Genomic DNA, 23188 nt, shown 5'->3' with positions numbered 1-23188 from the left:
AATTGGTCATTTTCTTCAAGTTCATGGCAGCGAAAGTAAGCATCGCCTGCGTGGACTATTTTTTAAGTCCTCTTAAACTTGTTCAACGCATTCCATGCCCTTCTTTCGCATCCGCAAAGACTCGTTCAATGGTTTCCTTGCGCTTTGTGTATGTTTGGTTAACATACTCATCATTGCGTTGGTAAATATTGGTTACCTATATTATACAAAAAAACACAGAGAATTTTTTTCTTATACCGAGGAAACTCATATATGAAGCAGTATGCTATTTTCTGCAGAATGGGAGAGACTCCTGCGGGAAAAACAAGCGTACCCTAGACCCCGCAGCGCATAGCGCGAGGAGGCTTGATGCTTGCTCGCGGAAAGTGAGCCCATACTATAGAAAATAGCTTAACCAAATAGGAAAGAATAACGAAAACAAAAAACTGTAGACAAGGTTCCTAAAAGATTAAGGGATTTGTCTACAGTTTGAAGGAGCGTGGAAATATATATCCCGTTCCTTTTCTTTTGAAATGAAATAAGTTTGTATAAAAGTGGTGCAAAGCATGGTTTAAGAATACAGTTTTAATTAGCTTGTTTTTTTAATCGTTTGATTCAAAGTTTGTGTTGTTGTGTTCTTCCTGGATCTGGTTACCAGAAGGATAAAATAGGAAAATACCCCAAATAAACATGTAATCAGTAGTGCATGCATAAGAGCTACATATAGGTTTAAACGGGTAAAGATAATAAACGCTCCTGCTATAACCTGCAAAGTGACAAGAATGAGGGAAATAGTCCAGCCCCAATATAATACTTTAACATGGCGATAATGACGCCATGTATAAATGAAAATACAGAAGATCCAGAGAAAAATCAGGCCGGCAGCAGCACGATGCCCCATTTGAATCCATTGATACATATTATTAGGCACTAGTGAACCGTCATTGAAACACATAGGCCATTCAGGACAAACAAGACTGGCTTCCGTGTGCCGAACCAATGCGCCTGTATAAATGACAATATAGGAATAAACAGTCAGGGCAATAATGTGAAATGACATCTTCCTTGATATTTTCAATTTGTCGGCATCAAACTTTTTATCTACTTCAAAAATCAATAAAGTTAAGAGAAGAACTGCTGCGAATGAGACGAGCGATATTCCAAAATGCAGGGCAAGCACGAAATCAGATTGACTCCAAACGACGGCAGCTGCCCCTATCAATGCCTGGATGATTAAAAATGATACAGATAGGATCGCGAGAAATTTAGTTTCTCGGATATGCCCGATGACTTTCCATGACCATATGGATAGTCCAACTACCATAAATGTTCCGATACCGGTACAAAGTCTATGTGCCAACTCGATAATCAAAGCGGGCGTAATCTCTTTAGGAATGAATTCCCCATTACATAATGGCCAGGAACGTCCGCATCCCATGCCGGAATCTGTTTTTGTAACGAGCGCGCCTCCAATTAAGATGACGAGCATGACAAGGGTTGTCATAACGGCAAACCATTTCAACGATTTTTGCATGTACTTCTAACACCTGCTTTATTTTAATAATTTAGTAAGCCTAAACATTTGTTTCCTAATAATTGTAACCATTATAATAAGGTAAATATTACAAAGTTTGATAATCATTACTAATATATCATAAATAATAAAGACAATAATTTCAAAGGAAAGTTTTTAAATGATCTTTGAAATTATAAATTTTGGGATGAAAGACTCTGCTGCGGTTGTTTATAGTTGAAACTTAAGGAAGAGTTTGTTAGAAATAGAGTGGGGATTCAATTGGTTAAATAAGGTTTTCACTCTTAAAATGTTACAAAACATATTTACAGGATAAAATTACCACTATATAATAATTAGGTCACACTTTTGACAAAAATCAGACAAATAATCTTCACATGAACTGTATGTTCTATGTTTAAATATATAGTAGGTAAATTTTTCTATAAAAATATAATCATTTTATTACGTGAATATATCGAAGGAGAACTCAAGTATTGAAATCTACTATGACAGACAGGAGGTAACAGCATGAAACCTAAACCGGCATCGCAGACCTCATATGAGAACCAGAAGGGACTAGACATGGATAAAGAAATGAGCAGTACAACATTTAAGGACTTTTTGGTATTAGTGAAGGTGGGGATTGTAAATTCAAATTTAATAACTGTTTTTACAGGTATTTGGCTCGGTCTGTATTTTACGGACCAAAGTTTTCTTAGCAATCTTGATCTCGTTTTATATGGTGTTGTGGGGGCAGCACTGGTTATAGCCGGATCTGGCAGCTTAAACAATTATATAGACCGAGATATTGATGTATTCATGACTCGCACAAAGAACCGTCCCACGGTTACTGGTAAAGTTCACCCTATAAAAGTGTTATATATGGGGCTCGCTCTGGTGATAACCGGGTTGTTAATTCTATTGATGGCCTCACCAATGGCTGCTTTAATGGGACTGATTGGGGTAGTGTCCTATGTAATGCTATATACCATGTGGTCAAAAAGACGATTAGTCTCAAATACTGTTATCGGCAGTTTTTCGGGTGCTGTTCCGCCTTTGATTGGGTGGTCGGCTGTTGACCCTGGATTGCATCCCATAGCCTGGGGATTGTTTTTATTAATGTTTGTTTGGCAGCCTCCGCATTTTTACGCATTGGCTATGAAACGTACGGAGGAATACAGAGCAGCTGGAATACCAATGCTGCCTGTTGTAAAAGGATTCAAAGAAACAAAGATTCATATGTTAATATGGGTGGTTTTATTGCTTCCAATTCCATTTATACTGAAACCAATCGGGGTATCTTTTGTGGTCTTGGCAACAATTCTAAATATAGGATGGCTTATTTTAACTTTAAGAGGATTCTCTTTAAAAAAGGAATTTTCGAAAGAAGAAGATTTAAAGTGGGCCAATAAGATGTTTATTTATTCTTTAAACTATATGACAATATCTTTTGTCGCAATGGTCATTGTTTCATTAATTAATCGCTTTTAACATTGGGGGTTCTTTCTTTAAGAAATTAATTATATAAGATGTTCCTTTGGAAAGAAGAAATTTTTTACGAAAGAGGGGTAATTATTTGCTATGAAAAAATGGCGCATTGCATCTTTAATTGCTATTTTCACACTGATTCTTTCGGGCTGTGGCAAGCCGTATTTATCAGCGTTAGATCCAGCAGGAGAGGTTGCGGAGAAACAATATGATTTGATGATACTCAGTACTTCCATTATGGTATTGGTTATTATCGTCGTTGTTATACTATTTGTACTTGCAATTTTAAAATTTCGTCGTAAAAAGGGAGATAATTCAATCCCTAAACAAATTGAAGGTAATCACAAGTTGGAAATCCTTTGGACCGTTATTCCGATTATTTTATTAATCATTCTTGCAGTTCCAACCATTTATTATACGTTTGATTTTGCGGATGTATCTGCTAAAGATGACAAGGATAAGGATGGTAATCCAACAGCCTTAACAGTGAATGTAAGGGCGAATTACTACTGGTGGGAGTTTGAATATCCAGGTGAAGGCATTATGACAGGACAAGAGCTTGTCGTGCCAACCGATGAAAAGGTTTACTTTAATTTAAAGGCTACTGATGTAAAGCATTCCTTCTGGATTCCATCTGCTGGAGGTAAGCTTGACACAAATACGGAAGGTGAGAATAGCTTCTGGCTAGAGTTTGATGATAAAAAAAGTGAAGAGGCCGGCAGGATTTTTTATGGGAAATGTGCTGAGCTATGCGGAGCTTCTCATGCTTTGATGGATTTTAAAGTGAAAGCCTTGCCAAGAGATGAATTTGATAAATGGGTAGCCAGCATGAAAGAAACAAAGCATACAGAAGAAAAACTAACTGATGCAACTGCTAGTGAAGGACAGGAAATCTTTAATAAAAGCTGTATCGGTTGTCATGCAATCGATTCAAACGATCAGCGACCGGAACAGGCACGATTAGCACCCAACCTATCCAATTTTGCTGATCGTGAAATAGTAGCGGGTTATTTGGAAAATAATGAAGAAAATGTGAAGAAGTGGCTTGAAGATCCTGAGTCAGTTAAAGAAGGAAACAAAATGACTGGTACATACGGAAAGCTTTCTGATTCACAAATTGAAGCGCTTACTAAGTACCTGGAAACCTTAACGCTAAAATAAAAGTTTGCTAGTTTGCAAAGGGGAGGTTAAAACGTGAGTACGATTACTCAAAAAAAGGGGTTTCTTAGTGTTATCTGGGATTATTTAACTACAGTTGACCATAAGAAGATTGCCAAGCTCTATATCTTTGCGGGAGGAATTTTCTTCTTGCTCGGGGGGCTTGAAGCAATGTTTATACGAATACAGCTTGTTAAGCCTGAAAATGATTTTATCAGTGGAGGAATGTTTAACCAAATCATTACCATGCATGGAACAACCATGATATTCCTGGCTGCCATGCCTTTATTACTTGGATTTATGAATGCAATCATGCCGCTGCAAATAGGGGCAAGAGACGTAGCATTCCCATTTTTAAATTCATTAGGTTTTTGGTTGTTTTTCTTTGGCGGTATCTTTTTAAACTTATCTTGGTTTATGGGTGGAGCGCCTGATGCCGGGTGGACATCTTATGCAACTCTTTCGTTGGCATCTGAAAGTCACGGAATAGATTTTTACATACTGGGACTTCAGATATCTGGTATGGGTTCGTTAATTGGCGGAATTAACTTCCTGGCCACGATTATTAATATGAGGGCACCTGGAATGACGTTCATGCGTATGCCTCTTTTTACATGGACAACATTCGTGGCGTCTGCCTTGATTTTATTTGCTTTCCCGCCGCTTACAGTGGGATTAACATTGATGATGTTTGATCGTATGTTTGGATCCAGCTTCTTTGTAACAGCTTTAGGTGGAAATACAATTATATGGGAGCATTTATTCTGGATTTTTGGACATCCGGAAGTATATATATTGGTTCTTCCAGCATTCGGGATTTTCTCAGAGATAATTCCGACATTCTCTAGAAAAAGATTATTTGGATATTCTTCCATGGTTTTTGCAACTATTCTAATTGGTTTCTTAGGATTCATGGTATGGGCTCACCATATGTTTACAGTAGGTCTTGGTCCAGTTGCAAATGCTATATTCGCTGTAGCTACTATGGCAATTGCAGTTCCAACTGGAATTAAAATCTTTAACTGGCTATTCACCATGTGGGGCGGTCAGATTACGTTTACGACGCCAATGTTGTATGCTGTCGCTTTTATCCCATCGTTTGTTATGGGTGGAGTGACCGGAATTATGAATGCTGCAGCGCCGGCTGACTATCAATATCACGATAGTTATTTCGTTGTTGCCCATTTTCATTATGTTATTGTAGGTGGAGTAGTGCTGGCCTTACTTGCAGGTACGCATTTTTACTGGCCAAAAATATTTGGAACTGTGTTGAATGAATTTTTGGGTAAAATTACTTTCTGGTTATTCTTAATTGGATTCCATTTAACATTCTTTGTTCAACATTTCCTCGGATTAATGGGAATGCCTAGACGTGTATTCACCTACTTAGACGGACAGGGATGGGAGACTGGTAATTTAATTTCTACTGTTGGAGCATTTGTGATGGCAGTCGCTGTCATTATCTTATTGGTTAATATCGTGATTACAACCGTTAAAAACGTCAAGGTTGGAAATGATCCATGGAAAGATGGCCGTACACTTGAGTGGTCCATTTCTTCGCCAGCTCCTGAGTACAACTTTGAAAGATTGCCATTGGTACGTGGATATGATGCCTGGTGGCTTGAAAAAATGGAAGGCAGGAATGGCATGACACCGGCTGAACCTCTTGGTGATATCCATATGCCTAATAACTCCATTCTGCCGGTCTTTATTTCTTTTGGATTATTTGTTGCCGCTTTTGGTGCACTTTATAATGCAACAGATAAGGCATGGACTGTTCCGGTTATGATTATTGGTTTGTTGATAACCTTCTTGGCTATGCTCATCCGTTCCATCAAAGATGACCACGGATATCATATTCATAAAGAAGAATTGATCTCTTCTAATCCCAAAAATGATAAGGGGGTTGAGGTGTAATGGATACACAACAAAAATTCACACCAGAAACATGGCCATCTCACCCTGAGAAACATACAGCAGAAGGAAAACATAAGTTTTTAGGTTTTTGGCTGTTTCTTGCTGCAGAGACAGTACTATTTGCTTCATTATTTGCAACGTACTTAGCATTAAAAGATAGTGTACCGCCTAATAAGGATATGACTTTGGCTAAAGATTTGTTTGATATGCCGCTGGCTTTTATTGCTACAATGCTGCTTTTAACAAGTTCTTTAACAAGTGTGTATGCCATGTACCACATGAGAAACTATGATTTTAAACAAATGCAGTTTTGGCTTTTAATCACGGTTTTACTGGGAGCTGCCTTCCTGGGATTAGAAATTTATGAATTTAACCATTATGTGCATGAATACCATCACACATTTACAGGGTCTGCATTTGGATCAGCCTTTTATACATTGGTCGGTTTCCACGGGGGACACGTAACGTTTGGATTGCTTTGGATTATTGCCTTAATGCTCCGTAATTCAAAACGCGGATTAAATTTGTATAATGCACCGAAATTTTATGTTGCGAGCCTTTACTGGCATTTTATTGATGTGGTTTGGGTATTCATTTTTACAGTTGTTTACTTAATGGGAATGGTGGGGTGAAGATAAATGGAAAATCAACCTAAGACACGTCTTAGTAAGGAAGCTCTTAAATATAGACGGAAGAAAAATGCGGAAGATATGAAGATGCAGGTTATTACATTTATAATGATGATCTTCTTAACTTTAGTTGCGTTCTTTGCAGTGGGTTATGAGGGGTTTTCCAGATGGTTTGTATTGCCATTTATCTTATTGCTCGCAGTGATACAGGTCATTTTTCAACTCTATTATTTTATGCATATGAATAAAAAAGGACATGGAACAATGGCAGGATTTATGTACACCGGGTTGCTCTTTGGTGTAACAACTATCCTTACATTTGTACTGATTGTGTGGATTTAAGAAGGAATCGGCTTAACTCGTTAAGCCGATTTTTTTAAAAGATTGGCTTTGTTAAAGTTCATTGTTGATTTATTAGCTGGTTGATAGTAGTGGGTGTTCTGAAACTCCTACTGGAGGAGCGAGACTGGGGAAACCCCATAGGCGTAAATCAACGAGGAGGCTACCGGACGACCTGCATAAAGCGGAGCCCTGGAACGGATATCAACATTTAAGTTTAATAGAGCTAAAAGATGGATTCAGATACCATTTTTTCTTAAATACTATAATAGAGGCAGGAAAACTAATTAAGAGGTGAGTTAATTGAATTTAGACATGTTCGGATTTAGGGCCTTATGGAGTCCTTACTTATTCCTCATGACAATCTTGATAGTAGCCGTCTATTTTTATGTTACTTATTATAAAGCGGGTGAACATTTTAAAAGGAAAGAAGCTATCTATTTCTCTATAGCAATGGTTCTTTTTTATATTATTGAAGGCTCACCAATCGATTTATTGGGGCATCTATCTTTTACGATTCATATGGTTCAGATGGCGTTTTTATTTTTAGTCATTCCGCCATTTATTCTATTAGGATTACCGGATTGGCTGTTAAAGAAATTCGTATTTAAAAAATGGTTTTTACTCCTTACACAACCATTGATAACGTTAATTTTCTTTAATGGGCTTTTTTCTTTTTACCATGTCCCATCCATTTTTGATATTGTAAAAGTTAATATGCTGCTTCATAGTCTGTTCACAGCAGTTCTGTTTGTTTCCTCACTCTTTATGTGGTGGCATTTAGTAAATAAAATTGAAGAGAGCCAACGATTATCAGGACTTAAGAAAATTGGATATATATTTGCTAATGGCATATTAATTACACCGGCCTGTGCACTGATCATTTTTTCAAAAGTGCCGATGTATGCGACATATGCAGATCCTGCGGTGTGGATGGAAGCCATGAAACTCTGTGTTCCTGTTGGTACCTTATCAGGGTTGGATTTGAGTGGCCCTCAAATGTTTATAAATATGCCAGTTGTTGAAGATCAGCAAACAGGCGGTGTTATTATGAAAATTATCCAGGAAATCGTTTATGGAATTATCTTAGCCTATACCTTCTTCAATTGGTTTAAAGAAGATACTAAGAAAGCAGATGCAGAAACAAAACGATTTATGGAAGCAAACCCGCATTTAGGGAATTAATTGGATGAATATTTAAAATTTAGTGAACTAAATAGTAAAATTTGAGTTTTCAAATATAATATTTTACAATTGTAGAGTTAACAGAATTAGTAAAGAGAGGTTCAGCTATTATGAGCGGTTCATTACCCGTATTGCCTACGATAAGCACTGCATGCATCGTGATCAGTGCTATCCTTGTAGGTTTTGGAGTATGGCAAGTAAAAAAAGGAAACATAAAGTTTCATCAAAAATTGATGTCTTGGGCAGCTGTATTTGCCATTTTGTTTTTTGTAATTTATGCAAGCAGAACACTATTTATAGGAAACACTGCTTTCGGGGGACCTGATTCGATAAAAATATACTATACAATTTTTCTAATCTCACATATTACGCTGGCAACCATTGGAGCGGTTATGGGAATTATTAGTCTGTATTACGGCTATAAAGGAAAAATTGAGAAGCATCGAAAAATAGCTCCTCCTACAAGCATAATTTGGATGGTTAATGCTGTAGCAGGTGTTACTGTCTATTTATTGTTATATGTTATCTATCACGGTGGAGAAACCACGAGCGTTTTTAAAGCGATTCTTGGTTCTTGAAAATAAAAGTTGCATAGGTGAAACAGGTCGTCTCATAGAATTAGAGACGGCTTTTTTTTATCTTCTTTTACAACAGCGTTTATTGGGTGGAATTTTAATTGATATTTTTTGACAGGGCAGGGTGATGTCAATCAGGGGCCTTATAAATTAAATCTTTTATGTATGTATTTTTTAATGCAAGTATTCGGAGGTGCGAGAATGAAACAAATTAGGACCAGTCGAATTCTGATTATCCCGTGTTCCTTGTCGTTGGCAAAGTCACTTATTTTATATCCCAGAGATTTTAAAATGGTTTCCCCAGTATATGTCCCTGACAGTTTCCCATCTGATCGAATTAAAGGTATGCTCCCTCTTTTAATAGAATTATTTGAAGTGGAAGGAGATGCTGGCTGGTGGATCTGTTTTATTATCGATTTGAAGCGTCAACAATTTATTGGTGAATTAGAGATAGAAGAAAACCCTGAAGGAGTAGGAGGCATAAATTTCTCTTTAAATTTTACAGATGATGGAACAGAAAAGGAATATGCGTCTGAAGTTATAGAAGGTTTGCTCTATTATTTTAAAAAAACAGGTACTGCAAAAATAGTAAAGACTGAAGTAGTGGCTAAACAGTCTTGTTATAAAGAGGTCTTAAGGATGCATGGATTTGAGGCTGAGAGAGGTGATGGACATTATTGCTTAATGAGAAAATACATGAGGTAAGCCTGCAGGATGTATGATTCCTGCAGGCTTTCTGCGTACTTTTTATTCAACCTCGACAAATATATCTAACTCAGCTTTTACAGAAGCTAGAACAGTCTCACATTGCTTCTGTAGTGATGTTGGGAAATGCTCTGTCTCTCCATATTCGACACCATGAGGGTAATAATGCTTTCCGAGGACCGGGGTCATTAATTGAATAGTTGCCCGGTGTGCACCTACATCACCTTCAATAGCATATCCAAAGACGCGTAAATAGAATGTACCGTCTTTTAATTCGTATTTTTTGTCGTAGGAAACGCGTTCGTAATCCCACTGTTCAGCTCGTACCATCCCATTTTCGCTCATGACTTCATCTAGCCTGTTTAAGTTCACTTGGTATTTCTCAAGGCCTGTATTTTCAAATTTCATCTTATTTCCTCCTATCCCCTTTTAGCAAATGCCCTATTTCGGTATGAAACAAGTAATGGGAATTCTCCCTTCTAATTTTAGTATTAATTTTCCTTATCTGCAATAAATTGTTCTTTCATAGAATCAGAAAGATCTTTCTGATTCTATAAATATTCTATATGCATATAATATACTTATTTATAATTGTTTCGATTTAAGTGATAGGTTTGTTTCAATTCTAATGGTATAATTATATTATATACAGTATGAATGATAGGAGGGACTTCCTCTGAAATTGGGTTTGAAGGTTATTTTTTGTTTAGTTTTAATTACAGTAGGTGGCATTTATTTAACGGTTCATGAAGATGGAAAAGACAATACAGCTATTATCGATCACGACTCCGTTAATGAAAATACAATAGAATCCTCAGAAAAGATGAAAGAAGTTTCGAATAACAAGACTAGACCTGAACAGGGTGTATCTAAATGGATCGGTAAAACCAGCAATCAATTGCTCGAGGAATATGGTGAACCCAGTCGTATTGATCCTTCAGCTTATGGATATAATTGGTGGATCTATAATGAAACAGTAAACAACTATATTCAATTTGGAGTAAACGAAAAAAATAAAAAAATTGTGACCCTATTCAGTTCTGCAGATGATATTAATCTATATCCCTTTTTTATAGATCAAACAGTGGAGTCTCTATATAAAGAATTAAATATGGATAGTTATATTAAGTTAAAGTGGAAAGACACTGAATATCATTTTGAGTTATCGGAAGAAGATCTTCATTATCGCCCTCTAATAAAGCTCGGTGATATGTATGCACAGGTTTATTTAGATAAAATACTGGGGCGTGTATCGGGTGTTCGATTTATGGATGCAGAAACATTAATTATGCATAAGCCATATGAACTTACTTATCGGGGCGAATTATATGAGCCTAAAGAATTGTCCGAAGAAGAATGGAAACTGGTAGAAGAAGGCAGTCAGCTCCAGATCCTGGATCTGACGAATGTCATAAGAAAACGTTTTGGTTTGAATTCTCTGGAATATGATGAGAAAATCTCGACTGTAGCTTTTAAGCACAGTGAAGATATGATGAGGAATGAGTATTTCGATCACGTATCTCCAGAAGACAAAGATGTTGGTGATCGTCTGAAGGAAGGCGGTATCTCCTACAATTCGGCTGGTGAAAACATAGCTGCTCAGTACACAGATGCAATTGCGGCCGTTGAAGGATGGCTCAATAGTAAAGGACACCGAGATATTATGCTGAATGAAGATTTTACCCGACTTGGAGTAGGCGTATACAAAAAATATTACACACAGAACTTTGTATCTTTGCATGAATAAAATGTACATTAAAAAGAGCAATGAAGAAGCTATTTTCTCTTCAATTGCTCTTTTTAGTTTATAAAAAGAGGGATCTCGTATATTGTTCGGAAGGAATAAGATTACTGAATTAACACTTATGCTTGGTCCATTTAAGTACAAAACGAAAGGACCTTGCTCTCCATATTTCCGTGGTCAAATTTATGGAGTTACATTATCTAAACAAAAACAGCCTATCATCCTTACTTGTTGTTTAAAATTATACTGGGTAAATAGCAAAGGTATCGTTTAAATTCTTTAATAAGAATCTTCACTTATTGTTTCTCGGAAACATATACTATCCTAGGCGTATGTCATGTGGTGAGGTGAGATTAAATGGATGAATCTAATTTGCATCCTTCTGTACAGGAATTTAAGCTTTTTCTTAAGGATAATCCCAAAATCGTAAAAGATGTCAGGATGGGCAAGAAAACATGGCAAGAAATTTACGAAAATTGGGCCCTGCTTGGTGAAGAGGATGAAGCGTGGAACGAATATAAAGGAGAAAAAAAGGCTGAGAAAGAGACTGAGAAAACAGATAAGGGAGAATTTATTTCGCAGCTTCTTAATCAACTGAAGAAAATGGATCCTGATCAAATCCAAAAACAAATAGGGAATATAAGTCAGGCTTTAGGGGCGATTCAAGGGGTTATCTCTCAATTTCAATCTACCGCACAAACAGAAGAAAAGCCACCTCCTGTTCCTAATAATCATCCTTTCAAATTTAGACAAGATTAGCTCATAAAGATCGGAGTGAGAATTTGAGACAAGATATCTATGAATTGATCGAAGCTGATGAAGATTTACTGAGCTTTTTGAGACAACAGCCAATCTGGTACAGACGGTTGTGCAGAAATCCACAGGAGTTTGCGTTATTTAATACAGAAGCGAAGTACTTTTTAAAAAAATCTATCCCAGACCGGGTTCATCAGCTTTCAAACAGTGTTCAAATGGCCTCTATGATGGTTTCGATGTTTCAATCAATGAATAGCGGTAATCAATGAATGGACATTCTGTAAGGGTAGATGAAGTATGGCGAGTATTCTAGCTAAGTACTTCTTCTACTTATCAGTATAGAGCGGACAAGCTTAAGGAGATACCTAAGATTGAATGGAAACTATTCCTAACTTATAGCATCCTTGAATATTACATGATATGATAAGGTTGGAGGTGAGTATTTTCATGCTTGCTACTATTGAAACGGTTGAAATCATTGACCATGCTGAACAATTAGCCAAAGAGATAATGAATTCAGATATAGCTCAGCAATACTATTTAAGTCTTGATCAGATGAAGAAGGACCAGGTTGCACAGAAAAAAATACATGCCTTTAATTCTTTAAAGGATGCTTACGAGGAAGCTCAGCGTTTTGGGAGATACCATCCAGATTACCGAACTATTTCAAAAGCAATCCGTGAGGCTAAAAGAGAAATGGACCTTCACCCATCTGTGATTGAATATAAACAAGCTGAAACAGGCTTGCAGCAACTATTGGATGAAATCAGCATGCTGATTGGCCATTCAGTATCTCCTCATATAAAAGTACCGACAGGGAACCCTTTCTTTGAATCATCCTGCAGTGGAGGATGCGGTACGGGGGGAAGCTGTGGATGTTCGTGACGGTATAAAAAAAGGCAACCCCGATGAAAAGACGGGGATTGCCTTTCGTTTTAGACTGTAGACAAAGTCTGCAGTTTTTTTGTTTCTGCTGTTCTCTCTATTCCGTCCGCAAGAATTTTCACAAACAAAGTAAGGCATCAAACTGTATGGTACTAATAAGGACTATAGATGAATCACCTGAGACTCTTTAAGGTTTAATTCTGGGAGATAATATAATTAGAGATATTTATCTTTTAGTGAGTATGTATTCTTTAATTACAGGTGTCCACCAATCAGTTTTGGAAAATAATTAAAAAGGTACAATTACATATCAAGGTCTGGCCTCTGTTCCCTATCTATCTAAATATTGATACACCTTTTGATAATATGGTACACTAAATATAAATTGCATCCTAAAGGGGTATGTATATGTTTGTAGAAAGGCAAAGCCTGATTGTATGGCTTCATAGTCTAAAACAAGTGAAAACATTGCGTAAAACAGGCAATTTGCATTATGTTTCCCGCAAATTAAAATATGCTGTATTATATGTGAATATGGACGAAATAGAGGCAGTATCGGAAAAATTATCTTCATATGCTTTTGTAAAAAAGGTGGAATTATCTCATAAACCGTTTATTAAAACAGAATTTGAGAGTAAAAAGCATGAGAAGGAAAAAGATGAATATAAAATAGGTATTTAAATGGGAAGCCGGATCCATTAGGATCCGGCTTTTTATTGCAATGGGGGTAAGAAGCGATTCATACGCATTATTCCAATTAAATATTGATAATATAGGTCAGTGTCAGTGAAAGTGGATGAATGTCTGACTTCCAATGAGATAATCTCTCTATTCTGGTCTCTGGCCGCTTGCTCAAATAATTCATAACGCTTGCTTGGTTTATTATCTAAAACAGGGATGCCTTCCCTGCAAATATAGAGTGGGATGAAGTCACCATAGCTAGATTTTTTCATGACTAATACAAATGACAAGACCTTACCTTTTGCGCCTTCTGACTGTAAGCATAAAAAATAATTCATCCGAGATTGATTAGCCTTTGCTAATTCTAATAGCTCATAAAGGTCAGAATATCCTGGCCCAAGTTCAATAAAACGTTGATTCATTCCGAGTGTCCTCCTGTATTGCAATATGGTTTAGTGTACCATATTATCCTGCCAGGTTAATCTGGGATGATAGCTGTATTTAAAGAAAATGATGATAAAATTCTGCTTTTAAATAATATTTGTTTTTAAGAGGCTGAAAAAAGTAATAAAAAAGCCCTGCGATGTAACATCGCAGGGTCCTTCTATACCTTCGCGTAGGAAGGCAGAAGGCAAAGGGAGAGGAGAAACCGGAGGAAGAACTTATGGGGAAACGTAAGTCTTCTCCGCGGTTGGCAACAACATCTCTGAAGATGTTGTTGCTAGTAGTATGGCCAAATTCAAGTGAACTATTCAAGGGTAGGAGAAAATTGATTTCTATTTGTGAAATCAAGAATTTTTATGGTAGGATATCTTAGAAAGTTGAATACATATGAAATTTGGTGACAGATTATGCGAGTCATTTCAGGTACTTGTAAAGGAAGACCATTAAAGGCTGTTCCGGGCATGACAACCCGGCCAACTACAGACAAAGTAAAAGAGTCCTTATTTAATATTGTAGGACCTTATTTTGAAGGAGGACAGGTTCTGGATCTATTTTCAGGAAGCGGTTCCCTTGGACTTGAAGCTCTGAGCCGTGGGATGGAAAGAGGCGTTTTTGTTGATAAGGATGCTAAAGCTATTCAAATAATTAAAACGAACATTGCTTCATGTAAGATGGATAATCAGGCAGAGGTTCACAGAAGTGATGTCTTGCGGGCATTAAAAGCTCTTGGTAAGAGAAATAAGAAATTTGATCTTATTTTTATGGATCCCCCTTATAAAATAGCTAACATCATCCCGACTCTCATTGGAGAAATTGAAGATGCTGAGTTGTTGGAAGAGAATGGTTTAATCATTTGTGAACATGGAGAAGAATTGACTCTTCCTGAACAAATAGGCGGGTTCACAAGGTTTCGTACAGAAAAGTATGGAATTACTGTCATATCCTTTTTCGAGAGATAACTACTAATTATGAAGAATGGGGGAGTATTGTGAAGAAAATAGCTGTATGCCCTGGAAGTTTCGATCCCATAACATATGGACATCTGGATATTATTCAAAGAGGAGCAAAGATATTTGATGAATTATATGTTGGTGTCCTCCATAATTCTGCTAAAAAATCGTTATTTACGGTAGAGGAGAGAGTACAACTCATAGAAGAAGCCACTGCCCATTTACCAAATGTGAAAGTGGACAGTTTTCAAGGATTGCTCGTGGATTATGCAAAAGAAAAAAATGCAATTGCGGTTATTCGGGGGTTGAGAGCCGTTTCCGACTTCGAATATGAGATGCAAATCACCTCAATGAATCGCTTATTAAATGATCAAATTGAAACATTTTTTATAATGACAAATAATCAATTTTCCTTTTTAAGTTCTTCAATCGTAAAAGAAGTAGCAAAGTATGGTGGAGATATATCGGAGCTTGTCCCTGAGTGTGTGCAAAAACGCCTGAGTAGAAAGATCGCTGAATAAGCTCATTTGGAAAAAAGCCAATCCTATATAAAAAGGGATTGGCTTTTAACTTATAGTGATTTTCTATACTGTATAAATAATAAAGCGGTGTAGCCGGCTAGAGATACAATAGTGATTAATGCGCCATAGTTGACAAAGAAATTCAGGATCGTACTGGATAATCCTCCGTATGTTTCCATAGAGAATACCAACTGAGAGAAAGATGTATTTTCGGCTGTGGATAGCCGTAAATATATGGGTTTCCATAAAATCAGGGTAAGGATTGCTGCAAAAAGAGTGTGGAGAAGGCGTGCAATAAAGAATGGTTTAAACCGTATATCGGTTTCGGCCAAGATACTGGCGACCTGAGCCTGGATGCTGAATCCTCCAAATGCGAGTAAAGCACTGACAATGATTGCTTGTGGCAATAATGTAGCTCCATCAGCCTGACTCGTTAATTGTGATCCTAAAGTGATTTCAAACAAACCAGAAATAAAAGGAACACTTAATGATGATGGGATATGAAGAGTATAGAATAGACTGTTAACGATGGAAGCGAAAAAGCCGGTAATATGTAAATGGAATAAAAGTTTGTTAATAACAGAAAAGATAATAATGAATCCGCCAATCATTAAAAGTGTCTGAATGGAGGAGTTAACTGCATCTCCTAATATTTTTCCAATAGGCCGTTGGTCATTAAGGCGGGTGCGGTGCATGCTTTTTAAAGCTTCCATGATTGGAAATATGGTTGTTTCTTTTTTTGTACGTTCGAATTTATCCCTTTCTTCTTTTCTTCCGTAAAATCTCATAATTAAACCAACACAAATATTCGCTGCATAATGGGTTAATCCTAACAGTATTCCTAGTTTAGCGTTATTAAAAAAACCAACAGATACAGCTCCAAAAATAAACAGCGGGTTCGATGAACTGGTGAATGACACTAATCGTTCTGCTTCTATCCTTGACAGCTGTCCCTCATCTCGAAGCCTGGCCGTTAGCTTTGCTCCAGAGGGATTACCGGATGCCAGACCCATTGCCCAGACAAACCCTCCTGCTCCAGGTACTTTAAATAAGGGACGCATGAGTGGTTCTAGAAAAACACCCAGTAATTTTACTACACCAAATGCAATCAACATTTCTGCAATGATTAAAAAAGGCAATAAGGAAGGAAATACTATTTCAAGCCAAATATTCAAACCCCGAACAGATGCTTCAAAGGATTCCTGAGGCATTAATATTAATGCTGCTGCCATTATAACTGCAATCAATGCCAATAGTGCTGATTTTAAACCTGATTTATCCAAATTAAATCCCTTCCCTTATGAAATTTAAGCGTAGTAAATAATCTAATGTTAAAATATATTTAATAAAATATTGAGAGAATTGTATGTGACGGGGGTTGTCCCCATTATTAAAATATACGCAGTGAAAAACAGTTTAGAACGAAGACTCCGTTATTGGAGCCTACTTGGAATCAGTTCGTATAAAGGAGTGTTATTTGAAATGAAGCCGAAAATAGGATTAGCACTGGGTTCCGGTGGAGCCAGAGGGTTTGCACATATCGGTTTACTGAAAGTATTAAACAGTGAGGGTATAAAAATCGATTATATAGCCGGTAGCAGCATGGGAGCATTAATTGGTTGCTTTTATGCAAGTGGCTCTGATCTTGAACTATTACAAAAAGTTTCATTACAATTTAAACGAAAATACTTTATGGACTTGACTGTACCGAGATTAGGTTTTGTGGCGGGTAAAAGAATAGAGGAATATATTCGTTTGTTTACAAAAAACCAAAATCTTGAGGATCTTGAAATTCCTTTGGCTGTTGTAGCAACAGATATAGAAAGAGGAGAGAGAGTTATTTTTACGAAAGGTCCGGTTTATGAGGCCGTAAGAGCCAGTATTTCTGTACCGGGTGTTTTTGTACCAAAACGAATTAATGGAAAGCTACTCGTAGATGGAGGGGTAGTAGATCGGGTTCCTGTTTCGGTTGTGAAAGAAATGGGAGCGGATATTGTAATTGCAAGCGATGTGTCAGCTACAAAGGGAGATACAGAGATCCAATCTATCTATGACGTTATATTTAAAAGCCTAGATATTCTGCAAATGGAGATTGTTAAAATGAAAGGGATTAATGCAGATGTAATGATTCAACCCCCGGTTGAAACTTATAATTCGAGAGCATTTACAAACATTCAGGAAATCATTATGATGGGAGAACAAGAAGCAAAAAAAAGGCTGCCGGAGATTAAAGAGGCCATACAGCATTGGAAGGAGAAAAATATAGATGAAGCGTAAGTTTAATAAAGGCAAAATTGGGGTGGCATTCCTGATCCTGGCGATGCTTGCGTCCTTTTATAGATTGCCTTATTATGTTTCAACCCCCGGCTCTGCTGAAACATTGGAGCAATTTGTGGAGGTTGAAAACGGAACAAAAGCAGAGGGCTCTTTTATGCTGACAACGGTCCGGATGGGAAGGGCAAATATTTATACATATGCATGGGCTAAAATAGCAGATTATCATAAAATTTATAAGCAGGAACAAATCAGAAGTCAGGATGAAACAGATGAAGAATATTCCATCAGACAATTAAAGCTAATGGATGATTCACAAACATCTGCTATTTTAAATGGATACAAAGAAGCAGGATATCAAGCTAAAGTGAAGGTTGAGGGAATATATGTACTTCATATTGCTAAAGATACACCGGCAGATGGTGTATTAAAACCCGGAGATAGAATTATCAAAGTGGATGGAAAAAATATTAAGTCAAGTGAATTTTTCATAGAGTACGTATCTTCGAAAAAGGCTGGAGATCAAGTAAAGTTAGAAATTAAGCGGGATAAAAAAATTATTGATAAAACTCTTCAATTGGAGCTGCTCGAGGAAACCGAAAAAGTTGGTGTGGGCATTACATTGGTACAGGATCGAAGCATCGAAACAGACAGGAGTATCAAGATAGACGCTGATAGTATTGGAGGGCCATCTGCCGGGTTGATGTTTACACTTGAAATATTTAATCAATTAACGGAAGAAGATTACACAAGAGGCAAGAAAATTGCAGGAACAGGAACCATTTCTGATGATGGAGCAGTCGGTCCAATCGGTGGTGTGGATCAGAAAATTGTAGCTGCTGATTCAGCTGATGCCGAAATATTTTTTGCTCCAAATCAACAGGGTGCAGAAAAATCGGATTATCAATTGGCTGTAAAAACAGCAAAAGAAATTGGTACTGATATGATTATTGTCCCTGTGGATACAATAGATGATGCGCTGAATTACTTGAAAAACATGAAATGAGATAAACAGAATAAAAGAAAAAGCCATTGATTCAGAATGTGAATCAATGGCTATTCTTTTTTAATTCGACAAGACAACAGGCGCCATAAATTCACGTTTCTGAGCCCTCAGAGAAACCTCTGGAGGGAGGACGGCAGCGTGAACCATGGCAGCCCGCTTGTCTATTTCGATTAGTGGGTCTTCGCAGGCGGCAAGGCGGGAAATTAAGAGATTTCCTTTATCCTTTTTTATGCTTTTTAAATATTGTTGCCCGGCAGCGGTAAATCCCAACACGCGTATGTACGGCGGAAAAAGGCTTTGAGGCATTTCATTTTTTGTGAAGTTTAAAAGGGTATAGGTAAGAATCCTTTGTAATCTCGTCCAGGTATAGCGCTTCGTTTTAATGAATGACATAAATTCTATGAAAGTACCGGCGCGTTCTGCCGCCTCAATTAATCGATTTTGTAAGCCTTCCTTCATTTCATATATTTGAGCCAGTGATTCAGGCGGTGTCGTAATCAATTTAACTTTTAAGAATGGCCAATAAAGATCCCAATTGTGCAGGGTCCGATTCTCCATCATATAGTCCTCCAAAAGTGCAAACGTTGCCTCCGGAACAAAGGATGAGATGGCTTCCAGATTGCCGCTTTTCATAACTTCTTTTCTGATGCCGGTTGCACTCGCAATCGTTCCGGGCTTTAGAATAGGATCGTGATATCCAGATCCCGTCCGTTTAATGGTCGCTGGTTCAATTAATAAATTATGTTTTAAAATTGCGGATACATAATGATAGCCAAGGATATTATTAGGCTGGTCCAGTGAAAGCATGGCCGGATAACGAGCTTGTAGTTCTGTGTAGGCCAGAGATGCAGCTTTTGGATAGCTGTATCCTTCCTTGCTGTAATGCTGAATCCGTTGGTCAATTATGTCTAAATTTTCTTGGATAATCGTGTATGTATGTATAAAAGGTTCAATCTCACCTTGCTCGCTGCCGAAACAAACTGACTTACAGCCAACTTCTTCTAGTAGGAGAATAGCCGCTTCGGAAAAATATTCGGCTTTCTGGACGGCATGGACGAATGGAAGCTCGATGATCAGGTCAACGCCAGCCTTTAATGCCATTGCGGTTCTAGACCATTTATCCACCAGGGCAGGCTCTCCTCGCTGTAAAAAATTGCCGCTCATTACACCTATTGTCACGTCTGCATTTGTAATAGCTTTAGATTGTTGCAAATGGAATAAATGTCCATTATGAAAAGGGTTATATTCCACAACAAGTCCCAGGGCATTCACATGATCCACCTCCTGATAAATAGTTGTTTTTTTAATAGTAAATGATGGAGTTATCAAGAAGCAAGCTTCGTAGAAACTCAGGCGGTGAATTTATTCTGTTTTCAAAACGACATATTTCGGGTAGAATAAGTGGACAAGTGCTTAAAATTTGCATAAGGGTATCACATATGGCTGTAAAGAAAAAACATTGACAAATGAATTTACCAAAGCTATAATTACCTTTGTTGCCTTGAGGTGATATAATATGAAATGGACAATTCCACAACTGCAGAAAATTCGCGACAATGGGTTTAATGTAGATGAGACAGCAGATTTATCTGAACTAAAAGATACAGATCCACAAATTCGTGATATTTCACCGATTCGTGTATTTGGAAAGGCTGACTTAAGTTCTAATCGAGTTACTTTTCATCTGAAAATATCAGGTACATTAACATTACCATGTTCAAGAACCTTGGTCGATGTCCCATTCCCAATTGATGTTCAAACAACAGAGACCTATCTTTTCAATCAGTATGAAGGTATGGTTACAGAGGATGGAGAATACCATTTGGCTGAGGGAGATGTAGTTGATCTAACGCCGGTAGTCAAAGAAATCATTATCACAGAAATTCCATTACAGGTATTCTGTGATACGGATCAGCCTGTTAACGGTGCTCCACAAGCGGGAGATGACTGGGAATTAGTTTTAGAGGACCAGCAAGTTAAAAAGGTTGACCCAAGACTGGCAAAGTTGGCCCATTTTTTTGACAACAATGATGATAACAGTAAAAAATGAAAGACTACATAAGTCTTCCATAGAACCATTGTTTTTTTAAGGAGGTGTAAAACATGGCTGTACCTTTCAGAAGAACTTCGAAAACTAGAAAGAGATTGCGTCGTACGCATTTCAAACTTCAAGTCCCTGGTATGGTTGAATGCCCAAACTGCGGTGAAATGAAATTATCACACCGTATCTGTAAAGCATGTGGAACATACAAAGGAAAAGAAGTTGTAAATAAATAATCAACTCGAAAAAACACAGGGAAACCTGTGTTTTTTTTTGTAAGGGGAGATATTCATGCTGAATGAAGTGATATACGAGATTAAGGAGAATTATTTACTGATCACACTGAACCGCCCCGAGGTTAGAAATGCAATTAATTTCGAGGTGATGAATTTATTGGAAAAAGCCCTTGAACGAGTAAAATCAGATCAAAACCTTAAAGCCCTAGTGATAACTGGAACTGGTGACGTTTTTTGTTCTGGTGGAGATTTGAAAGAATTCCACCTACTTGATAACAAAAGGGATGCTTATCAAATGTTATCTCGTATGGGAGATATTTTGTATAAAATAGCTATTTTGCCGAAGCCTGTTTTTGCATTTTTGAATGGGCATGCTCTTGGCGGCGGATTGGAATTGGCTGCAGCGTGTGATTTTCGTTATGTAAGAAAGGGAAGTTTAATGGGCTTTATTCAAGTTGAACAAGGAATTACAACCGGCTGGGGAGGCGGAACTCTTTTGCTTGAAAAGGTTACTGAGGCAATTGGATTGGACTGGTTAATGTCAGGGAAGAGATTTTCAGCAAATGAGGCATATGCCCATGGATTTGTGAATGGTATCTTGGAAGAAATAAACGACGATACTGTTTTTTCAATAATTGAGCCTATTATAAAGAATGATATTCAGCCTTTAATTGCTTTTAAAGATGTTGTGGTTCGTAAAAGGGAGGTATCCGGTCTACAAATAAGAATGAATGAAGAAATTAAACGATGTTCTGAATTATGGGAATTACCGATACATATAGAAGCCATGAAACGATTTCAAAATAAGTAACAAAGTAAATTCAATTATCGTGTTAATAGAATCTTGTTTATTCTATCTTTCCTACCAGATGCATATGAATGAATATTATGATTTGATTGCATGATGGGGGGAATAGAGGATGACAGGCTCCAGGCAGGATGGGTGGTCGCAGGATGAGGATGTCTATTTGGCGGAAGTAGTGTTACGACATATTCGTGAGGGCAGCACACAGTTGAAAGCGTTTGAAGAGGTTGGTAAGGGGTTGTCGAGAACTTCTGCTGCGTGTGGATTCAGATGGAATTCTTATGTGCGTAAGCAATATTTAGAAGGGATAGAAATAGCCAAAAAAGCACGTAAAAACTTGAAGAAAACGTTTGGGACCCTTGAAATAAAAACAGAACTGCCAAACCAGGAAACGCACAAACTTACTGTCGAAAAAAATGACGATGCCGAGCTAAGCCTGTCTTTAGAAATGGTTATTGCTTATTTGATTAGTTTAAAAAGTAAGTTGGAAGAACAATCATTCCGATCATCAGAGGAATTGCTAAAGGAATATTCAGAGTTAAAAAAGCATACGGATTATTTGGTTCAAGAGAGAGATACAATAGAAAATCAATTTAAACAAATGGAAAAGGATTATCGTGGTTTGCTCGATTTACTGAATCGTGCACGCCAATTATCGGAGGGTAAATAAATATACCTTTGGAAGCATGCCATATAAGGTATGCTTCTTATATTACTTTTGGATAAAAAAAGCTTTCTCTAATAGAAAGCTCAAAATGTATCTAATAATCATTCTGCAGGCTGCCATTTAAGGGGATTTTCTCCCAAGTCTCTTTCCATATCATACTCTACAGGTTGGAAACCCTGTTTTTCCCAAAAGCTGCGCGAGTGGACTCGTGGATTTGTTTTAATGGGCAGGCCAAGATTTTTTGCGAATTGAACCAATAGAGAGCCATAGCCTTTATTCTGATAGTCGGGTAATACTTCTAGTTTCCAAATTTCATAATATTCCTGAGGCGGATCGAAATATTTATCATACTTAGCATCGATTTTATAAAGGCTCATTCGAGCAACTAATTTATCTACAAAGTAGATGCCGTAAAAAGGTGATTCGCTGTTATCTTCGATCAGATTTGCTTGTAAGTCCTCGAGCATGGATAATTCTTGCAAACCATATTCCTTAAACTTCTTAAATTCTTCAAGTGTTCTGTAATTAATAAGTAATCTTTCAACCCTTACACTCATCTCATATCCCCCTTATATGTATGTGAAAAAAGCTATAACTTATATTACCATTATAGCTAAATTTTAAGAAAAATCATATTTTTTAATCATTTCAATTCATTAAGAAGAAAACAGTGGTCCGTTATCTTTT

At 37.3% G+C, this 23188-nt stretch carries 27 protein-coding genes and 1 pseudogene; 21 read left to right on the top strand and 7 right to left on the bottom strand.

Features of this window, described 5'->3' with window-relative positions; translation table 11 throughout:
- Window positions 1-58: 58 nt before the first annotated feature.
- A pseudogene (locus tag AC4G3K_RS07655) lies at window positions 59-151 on the bottom strand (transposase); the annotation flags it as partial.
- A gap of 417 nt (window positions 152-568) precedes the next feature.
- Entirely contained in the window at window positions 569-1513 is a 945-nt protein-coding gene (locus tag AC4G3K_RS07650; protein ID WP_491132939.1) for a COX15/CtaA family protein, read from the bottom strand.
- A 564-nt stretch (window positions 1514-2077) separates the two neighbouring features.
- Here AC4G3K_RS07650 and cyoE point away from each other — a divergent pair.
- From cyoE to AC4G3K_RS07610, 8 genes are all read left to right on the top strand, one after another.
- Window positions 2078-2986, top strand: a complete 909-nt coding sequence (gene cyoE / locus AC4G3K_RS07645) for a heme o synthase (RefSeq protein ID WP_491133248.1) — start codon at window positions 2078-2080, stop codon at window positions 2984-2986.
- A gap of 90 nt (window positions 2987-3076) precedes the next feature.
- Entirely contained in the window at window positions 3077-4144 is a 1068-nt protein-coding gene (gene coxB, locus AC4G3K_RS07640; RefSeq protein ID WP_491076773.1) for a cytochrome c oxidase subunit II, read from the top strand.
- A gap of 33 nt (window positions 4145-4177) precedes the next feature.
- Window positions 4178-6058, top strand: a complete 1881-nt coding sequence (ctaD, locus tag AC4G3K_RS07635) for a cytochrome c oxidase subunit I (RefSeq protein WP_491076774.1) — start codon at window positions 4178-4180, stop codon at window positions 6056-6058.
- Window positions 6058-6690 carry a cytochrome (ubi)quinol oxidase subunit III gene (locus AC4G3K_RS07630; protein ID WP_491076775.1) on the top strand — a complete coding sequence of 211 codons (633 nt, stop codon included), beginning with the start codon at window positions 6058-6060 and terminating at the stop codon, window positions 6688-6690. Before ctaD ends, AC4G3K_RS07630 begins: the two co-directional genes overlap by 1 nt.
- Before the next feature lie 6 nt (window positions 6691-6696).
- Window positions 6697-7029, top strand: coding sequence for a cytochrome c oxidase subunit IVB (gene ctaF / locus AC4G3K_RS07625; protein WP_491076776.1), 333 nt, complete (start codon window positions 6697-6699; stop codon window positions 7027-7029).
- Window positions 7030-7329: 300 nt separating this feature from the next.
- Window positions 7330-8211 (top strand): cytochrome c oxidase assembly factor CtaG, encoded by an 882-nt coding sequence (gene ctaG / locus AC4G3K_RS07620; RefSeq protein WP_491076777.1) that lies wholly within the window; start codon window positions 7330-7332, stop codon window positions 8209-8211.
- 110 nt (window positions 8212-8321) lie between these two features.
- Window positions 8322-8789: a DUF420 domain-containing protein gene (locus tag AC4G3K_RS07615; RefSeq protein WP_491076778.1), complete on the top strand. Its 468-nt coding sequence runs from the start codon at window positions 8322-8324 to the stop codon at window positions 8787-8789.
- A gap of 198 nt (window positions 8790-8987) precedes the next feature.
- The gene (locus AC4G3K_RS07610; protein ID WP_491132938.1) at window positions 8988-9491 is read left to right on the top strand and encodes a hypothetical protein; all 504 of its coding nucleotides are present in this window, start codon (window positions 8988-8990) and stop codon (window positions 9489-9491) included.
- A gap of 42 nt (window positions 9492-9533) precedes the next feature.
- Here the strand turns inward: AC4G3K_RS07610 and AC4G3K_RS07605 are convergent, their stop codons facing one another.
- Entirely contained in the window at window positions 9534-9899 is a 366-nt protein-coding gene (locus AC4G3K_RS07605; RefSeq protein WP_491076780.1) for a YugN family protein, read from the bottom strand.
- 274 nt (window positions 9900-10173) lie between these two features.
- On the opposite strand from AC4G3K_RS07605, the gene AC4G3K_RS07600 reads away from it, so the two are divergent.
- The 5 genes from AC4G3K_RS07600 (at window position 10174) to AC4G3K_RS07580 (ending at window position 13557) form a co-directional block, all read left to right on the top strand.
- Window positions 10174-11238, top strand: a complete 1065-nt coding sequence (locus AC4G3K_RS07600) for a CAP domain-containing protein (RefSeq protein ID WP_491076781.1) — start codon at window positions 10174-10176, stop codon at window positions 11236-11238.
- Window positions 11239-11592: 354 nt separating this feature from the next.
- Entirely contained in the window at window positions 11593-11994 is a 402-nt protein-coding gene (ylbD, locus tag AC4G3K_RS07595) for a spore coat protein YlbD (RefSeq protein ID WP_491132937.1), read from the top strand.
- 23 nt (window positions 11995-12017) lie between these two features.
- On the top strand, window positions 12018-12260 hold the full coding sequence (locus AC4G3K_RS07590) for a YlbE-like family protein (protein WP_491076783.1): 243 nt from the start codon (window positions 12018-12020) through the stop codon (window positions 12258-12260).
- Window positions 12261-12438: 178 nt separating this feature from the next.
- Window positions 12439-12876: a YlbF/YmcA family competence regulator gene (locus AC4G3K_RS07585; protein WP_491132936.1), complete on the top strand. Its 438-nt coding sequence runs from the start codon at window positions 12439-12441 to the stop codon at window positions 12874-12876.
- Window positions 12877-13284: 408 nt separating this feature from the next.
- Window positions 13285-13557, top strand: a complete 273-nt coding sequence (locus tag AC4G3K_RS07580; RefSeq protein WP_491076785.1) for a YlbG family protein — start codon at window positions 13285-13287, stop codon at window positions 13555-13557.
- A 32-nt stretch (window positions 13558-13589) separates the two neighbouring features.
- On the opposite strand, the gene AC4G3K_RS07575 is transcribed toward AC4G3K_RS07580, so the two are convergent.
- Complete coding sequence (locus AC4G3K_RS07575) at window positions 13590-13979, bottom strand: DUF7147 family protein (protein ID WP_491132935.1); 390 nt, start codon at window positions 13977-13979, stop codon at window positions 13590-13592.
- A 429-nt stretch (window positions 13980-14408) separates the two neighbouring features.
- Here AC4G3K_RS07575 and rsmD point away from each other — a divergent pair, with 429 nt between their 5' ends.
- Window positions 14409-14960 (top strand): 16S rRNA (guanine(966)-N(2))-methyltransferase RsmD, encoded by a 552-nt coding sequence (gene rsmD, locus AC4G3K_RS07570; RefSeq protein WP_491076787.1) that lies wholly within the window; start codon window positions 14409-14411, stop codon window positions 14958-14960.
- A gap of 29 nt (window positions 14961-14989) precedes the next feature.
- Window positions 14990-15472 (top strand): pantetheine-phosphate adenylyltransferase, encoded by a 483-nt coding sequence (coaD, locus tag AC4G3K_RS07565; protein ID WP_491076788.1) that lies wholly within the window; start codon window positions 14990-14992, stop codon window positions 15470-15472.
- Window positions 15473-15522: 50 nt separating this feature from the next.
- Here the strand turns inward: coaD and ylbJ are convergent, their stop codons facing one another.
- Complete coding sequence (ylbJ, locus tag AC4G3K_RS07560) at window positions 15523-16755, bottom strand: sporulation integral membrane protein YlbJ (RefSeq protein WP_491076789.1); 1233 nt, start codon at window positions 16753-16755, stop codon at window positions 15523-15525.
- 199 nt (window positions 16756-16954) lie between these two features.
- On the opposite strand from ylbJ, the gene AC4G3K_RS07555 reads away from it, so the two are divergent.
- Window positions 16955-17749 carry a patatin-like phospholipase family protein gene (locus AC4G3K_RS07555; protein WP_491076790.1) on the top strand — a complete coding sequence of 265 codons (795 nt, stop codon included), beginning with the start codon at window positions 16955-16957 and terminating at the stop codon, window positions 17747-17749.
- A complete protein-coding gene (locus AC4G3K_RS07550) occupies window positions 17739-18752 on the top strand; it encodes a SepM family pheromone-processing serine protease (RefSeq protein ID WP_491076791.1) in 1014 nt (337 codons plus the stop codon). The genes AC4G3K_RS07555 and AC4G3K_RS07550 overlap by 11 nt, the downstream gene beginning before the upstream one ends.
- A 60-nt stretch (window positions 18753-18812) precedes the next feature.
- On the opposite strand, the gene AC4G3K_RS07545 is transcribed toward AC4G3K_RS07550, so the two are convergent.
- The gene (locus AC4G3K_RS07545; protein ID WP_491076792.1) at window positions 18813-20024 is read right to left on the bottom strand and encodes a nucleotidyltransferase; all 1212 of its coding nucleotides are present in this window, start codon (window positions 20022-20024) and stop codon (window positions 18813-18815) included.
- Window positions 20025-20268: 244 nt separating this feature from the next.
- Between AC4G3K_RS07545 and AC4G3K_RS07540 the strand changes: the two genes are divergently transcribed.
- From AC4G3K_RS07540 to AC4G3K_RS07525, 4 genes are all read left to right on the top strand, one after another.
- A complete protein-coding gene (locus tag AC4G3K_RS07540; protein ID WP_491076793.1) occupies window positions 20269-20802 on the top strand; it encodes a YceD family protein in 534 nt (177 codons plus the stop codon).
- A gap of 53 nt (window positions 20803-20855) precedes the next feature.
- Window positions 20856-21029 carry a 50S ribosomal protein L32 gene (gene rpmF / locus AC4G3K_RS07535; protein ID WP_066100735.1) on the top strand — a complete coding sequence of 58 codons (174 nt, stop codon included), beginning with the start codon at window positions 20856-20858 and terminating at the stop codon, window positions 21027-21029.
- Window positions 21030-21084: 55 nt separating this feature from the next.
- A complete protein-coding gene (locus AC4G3K_RS07530; RefSeq protein ID WP_491132934.1) occupies window positions 21085-21840 on the top strand; it encodes an enoyl-CoA hydratase/isomerase family protein in 756 nt (251 codons plus the stop codon).
- 109 nt (window positions 21841-21949) lie between these two features.
- Window positions 21950-22504 carry an RsfA family transcriptional regulator gene (locus tag AC4G3K_RS07525; RefSeq protein WP_491076795.1) on the top strand — a complete coding sequence of 185 codons (555 nt, stop codon included), beginning with the start codon at window positions 21950-21952 and terminating at the stop codon, window positions 22502-22504.
- A gap of 98 nt (window positions 22505-22602) precedes the next feature.
- Here the strand turns inward: AC4G3K_RS07525 and AC4G3K_RS07520 are convergent, their stop codons facing one another.
- A complete protein-coding gene (locus tag AC4G3K_RS07520) occupies window positions 22603-23058 on the bottom strand; it encodes an N-acetyltransferase (protein ID WP_491076796.1) in 456 nt (151 codons plus the stop codon).
- Between the last annotated feature and the right edge of the window lie 130 nt (window positions 23059-23188).

Source organism: Bacillus sp. z26 (genome assembly GCF_058313635.1).
This window is presented reverse-complemented; position numbering and strand designations above follow the sequence as displayed.

What these genes read in the sequence shown, in the direction of transcription:
- rpmF (WP_066100735.1), top strand. Translation starts at nt 20,856, where the DNA reads ATGGCTGTACCTTTCAGAAGAACTTCGAAAACTAGAAAGAGATTGCGT.
- AC4G3K_RS07525 (WP_491076795.1), top strand. Translation starts at nt 21,950, where the DNA reads ATGACAGGCTCCAGGCAGGATGGGTGGTCGCAGGATGAGGATGTCTAT.
- AC4G3K_RS07575 (WP_491132935.1), bottom strand. Translation starts at nt 13,979, where the DNA reads ATGAATCAACGTTTTATTGAACTTGGGCCAGGATATTCTGACCTTTAT.
- AC4G3K_RS07615 (WP_491076778.1), top strand. Translation starts at nt 8,322, where the DNA reads ATGAGCGGTTCATTACCCGTATTGCCTACGATAAGCACTGCATGCATC.
- ylbD (WP_491132937.1), top strand. Translation starts at nt 11,593, where the DNA reads ATGGATGAATCTAATTTGCATCCTTCTGTACAGGAATTTAAGCTTTTT.
- AC4G3K_RS07550 (WP_491076791.1), top strand. Translation starts at nt 17,739, where the DNA reads ATGAAGCGTAAGTTTAATAAAGGCAAAATTGGGGTGGCATTCCTGATC.
- ctaF (WP_491076776.1), top strand. Translation starts at nt 6,697, where the DNA reads ATGGAAAATCAACCTAAGACACGTCTTAGTAAGGAAGCTCTTAAATAT.
- AC4G3K_RS07555 (WP_491076790.1), top strand. Translation starts at nt 16,955, where the DNA reads ATGAAGCCGAAAATAGGATTAGCACTGGGTTCCGGTGGAGCCAGAGGG.
- AC4G3K_RS07530 (WP_491132934.1), top strand. Translation starts at nt 21,085, where the DNA reads ATGCTGAATGAAGTGATATACGAGATTAAGGAGAATTATTTACTGATC.
- AC4G3K_RS07605 (WP_491076780.1), bottom strand. Translation starts at nt 9,899, where the DNA reads ATGAAATTTGAAAATACAGGCCTTGAGAAATACCAAGTGAACTTAAAC.
- AC4G3K_RS07580 (WP_491076785.1), top strand. Translation starts at nt 13,285, where the DNA reads ATGTTTGTAGAAAGGCAAAGCCTGATTGTATGGCTTCATAGTCTAAAA.
- AC4G3K_RS07520 (WP_491076796.1), bottom strand. Translation starts at nt 23,058, where the DNA reads ATGAGTGTAAGGGTTGAAAGATTACTTATTAATTACAGAACACTTGAA.
- rsmD (WP_491076787.1), top strand. Translation starts at nt 14,409, where the DNA reads ATGCGAGTCATTTCAGGTACTTGTAAAGGAAGACCATTAAAGGCTGTT.
- AC4G3K_RS07610 (WP_491132938.1), top strand. Translation starts at nt 8,988, where the DNA reads ATGAAACAAATTAGGACCAGTCGAATTCTGATTATCCCGTGTTCCTTG.
- coxB (WP_491076773.1), top strand. Translation starts at nt 3,077, where the DNA reads ATGAAAAAATGGCGCATTGCATCTTTAATTGCTATTTTCACACTGATT.
- cyoE (WP_491133248.1), top strand. Translation starts at nt 2,078, where the DNA reads ATGGATAAAGAAATGAGCAGTACAACATTTAAGGACTTTTTGGTATTA.
- AC4G3K_RS07540 (WP_491076793.1), top strand. Translation starts at nt 20,269, where the DNA reads ATGAAATGGACAATTCCACAACTGCAGAAAATTCGCGACAATGGGTTT.
- AC4G3K_RS07650 (WP_491132939.1), bottom strand. Translation starts at nt 1,513, where the DNA reads ATGCAAAAATCGTTGAAATGGTTTGCCGTTATGACAACCCTTGTCATG.
- AC4G3K_RS07585 (WP_491132936.1), top strand. Translation starts at nt 12,439, where the DNA reads ATGCTTGCTACTATTGAAACGGTTGAAATCATTGACCATGCTGAACAA.
- AC4G3K_RS07630 (WP_491076775.1), top strand. Translation starts at nt 6,058, where the DNA reads ATGGATACACAACAAAAATTCACACCAGAAACATGGCCATCTCACCCT.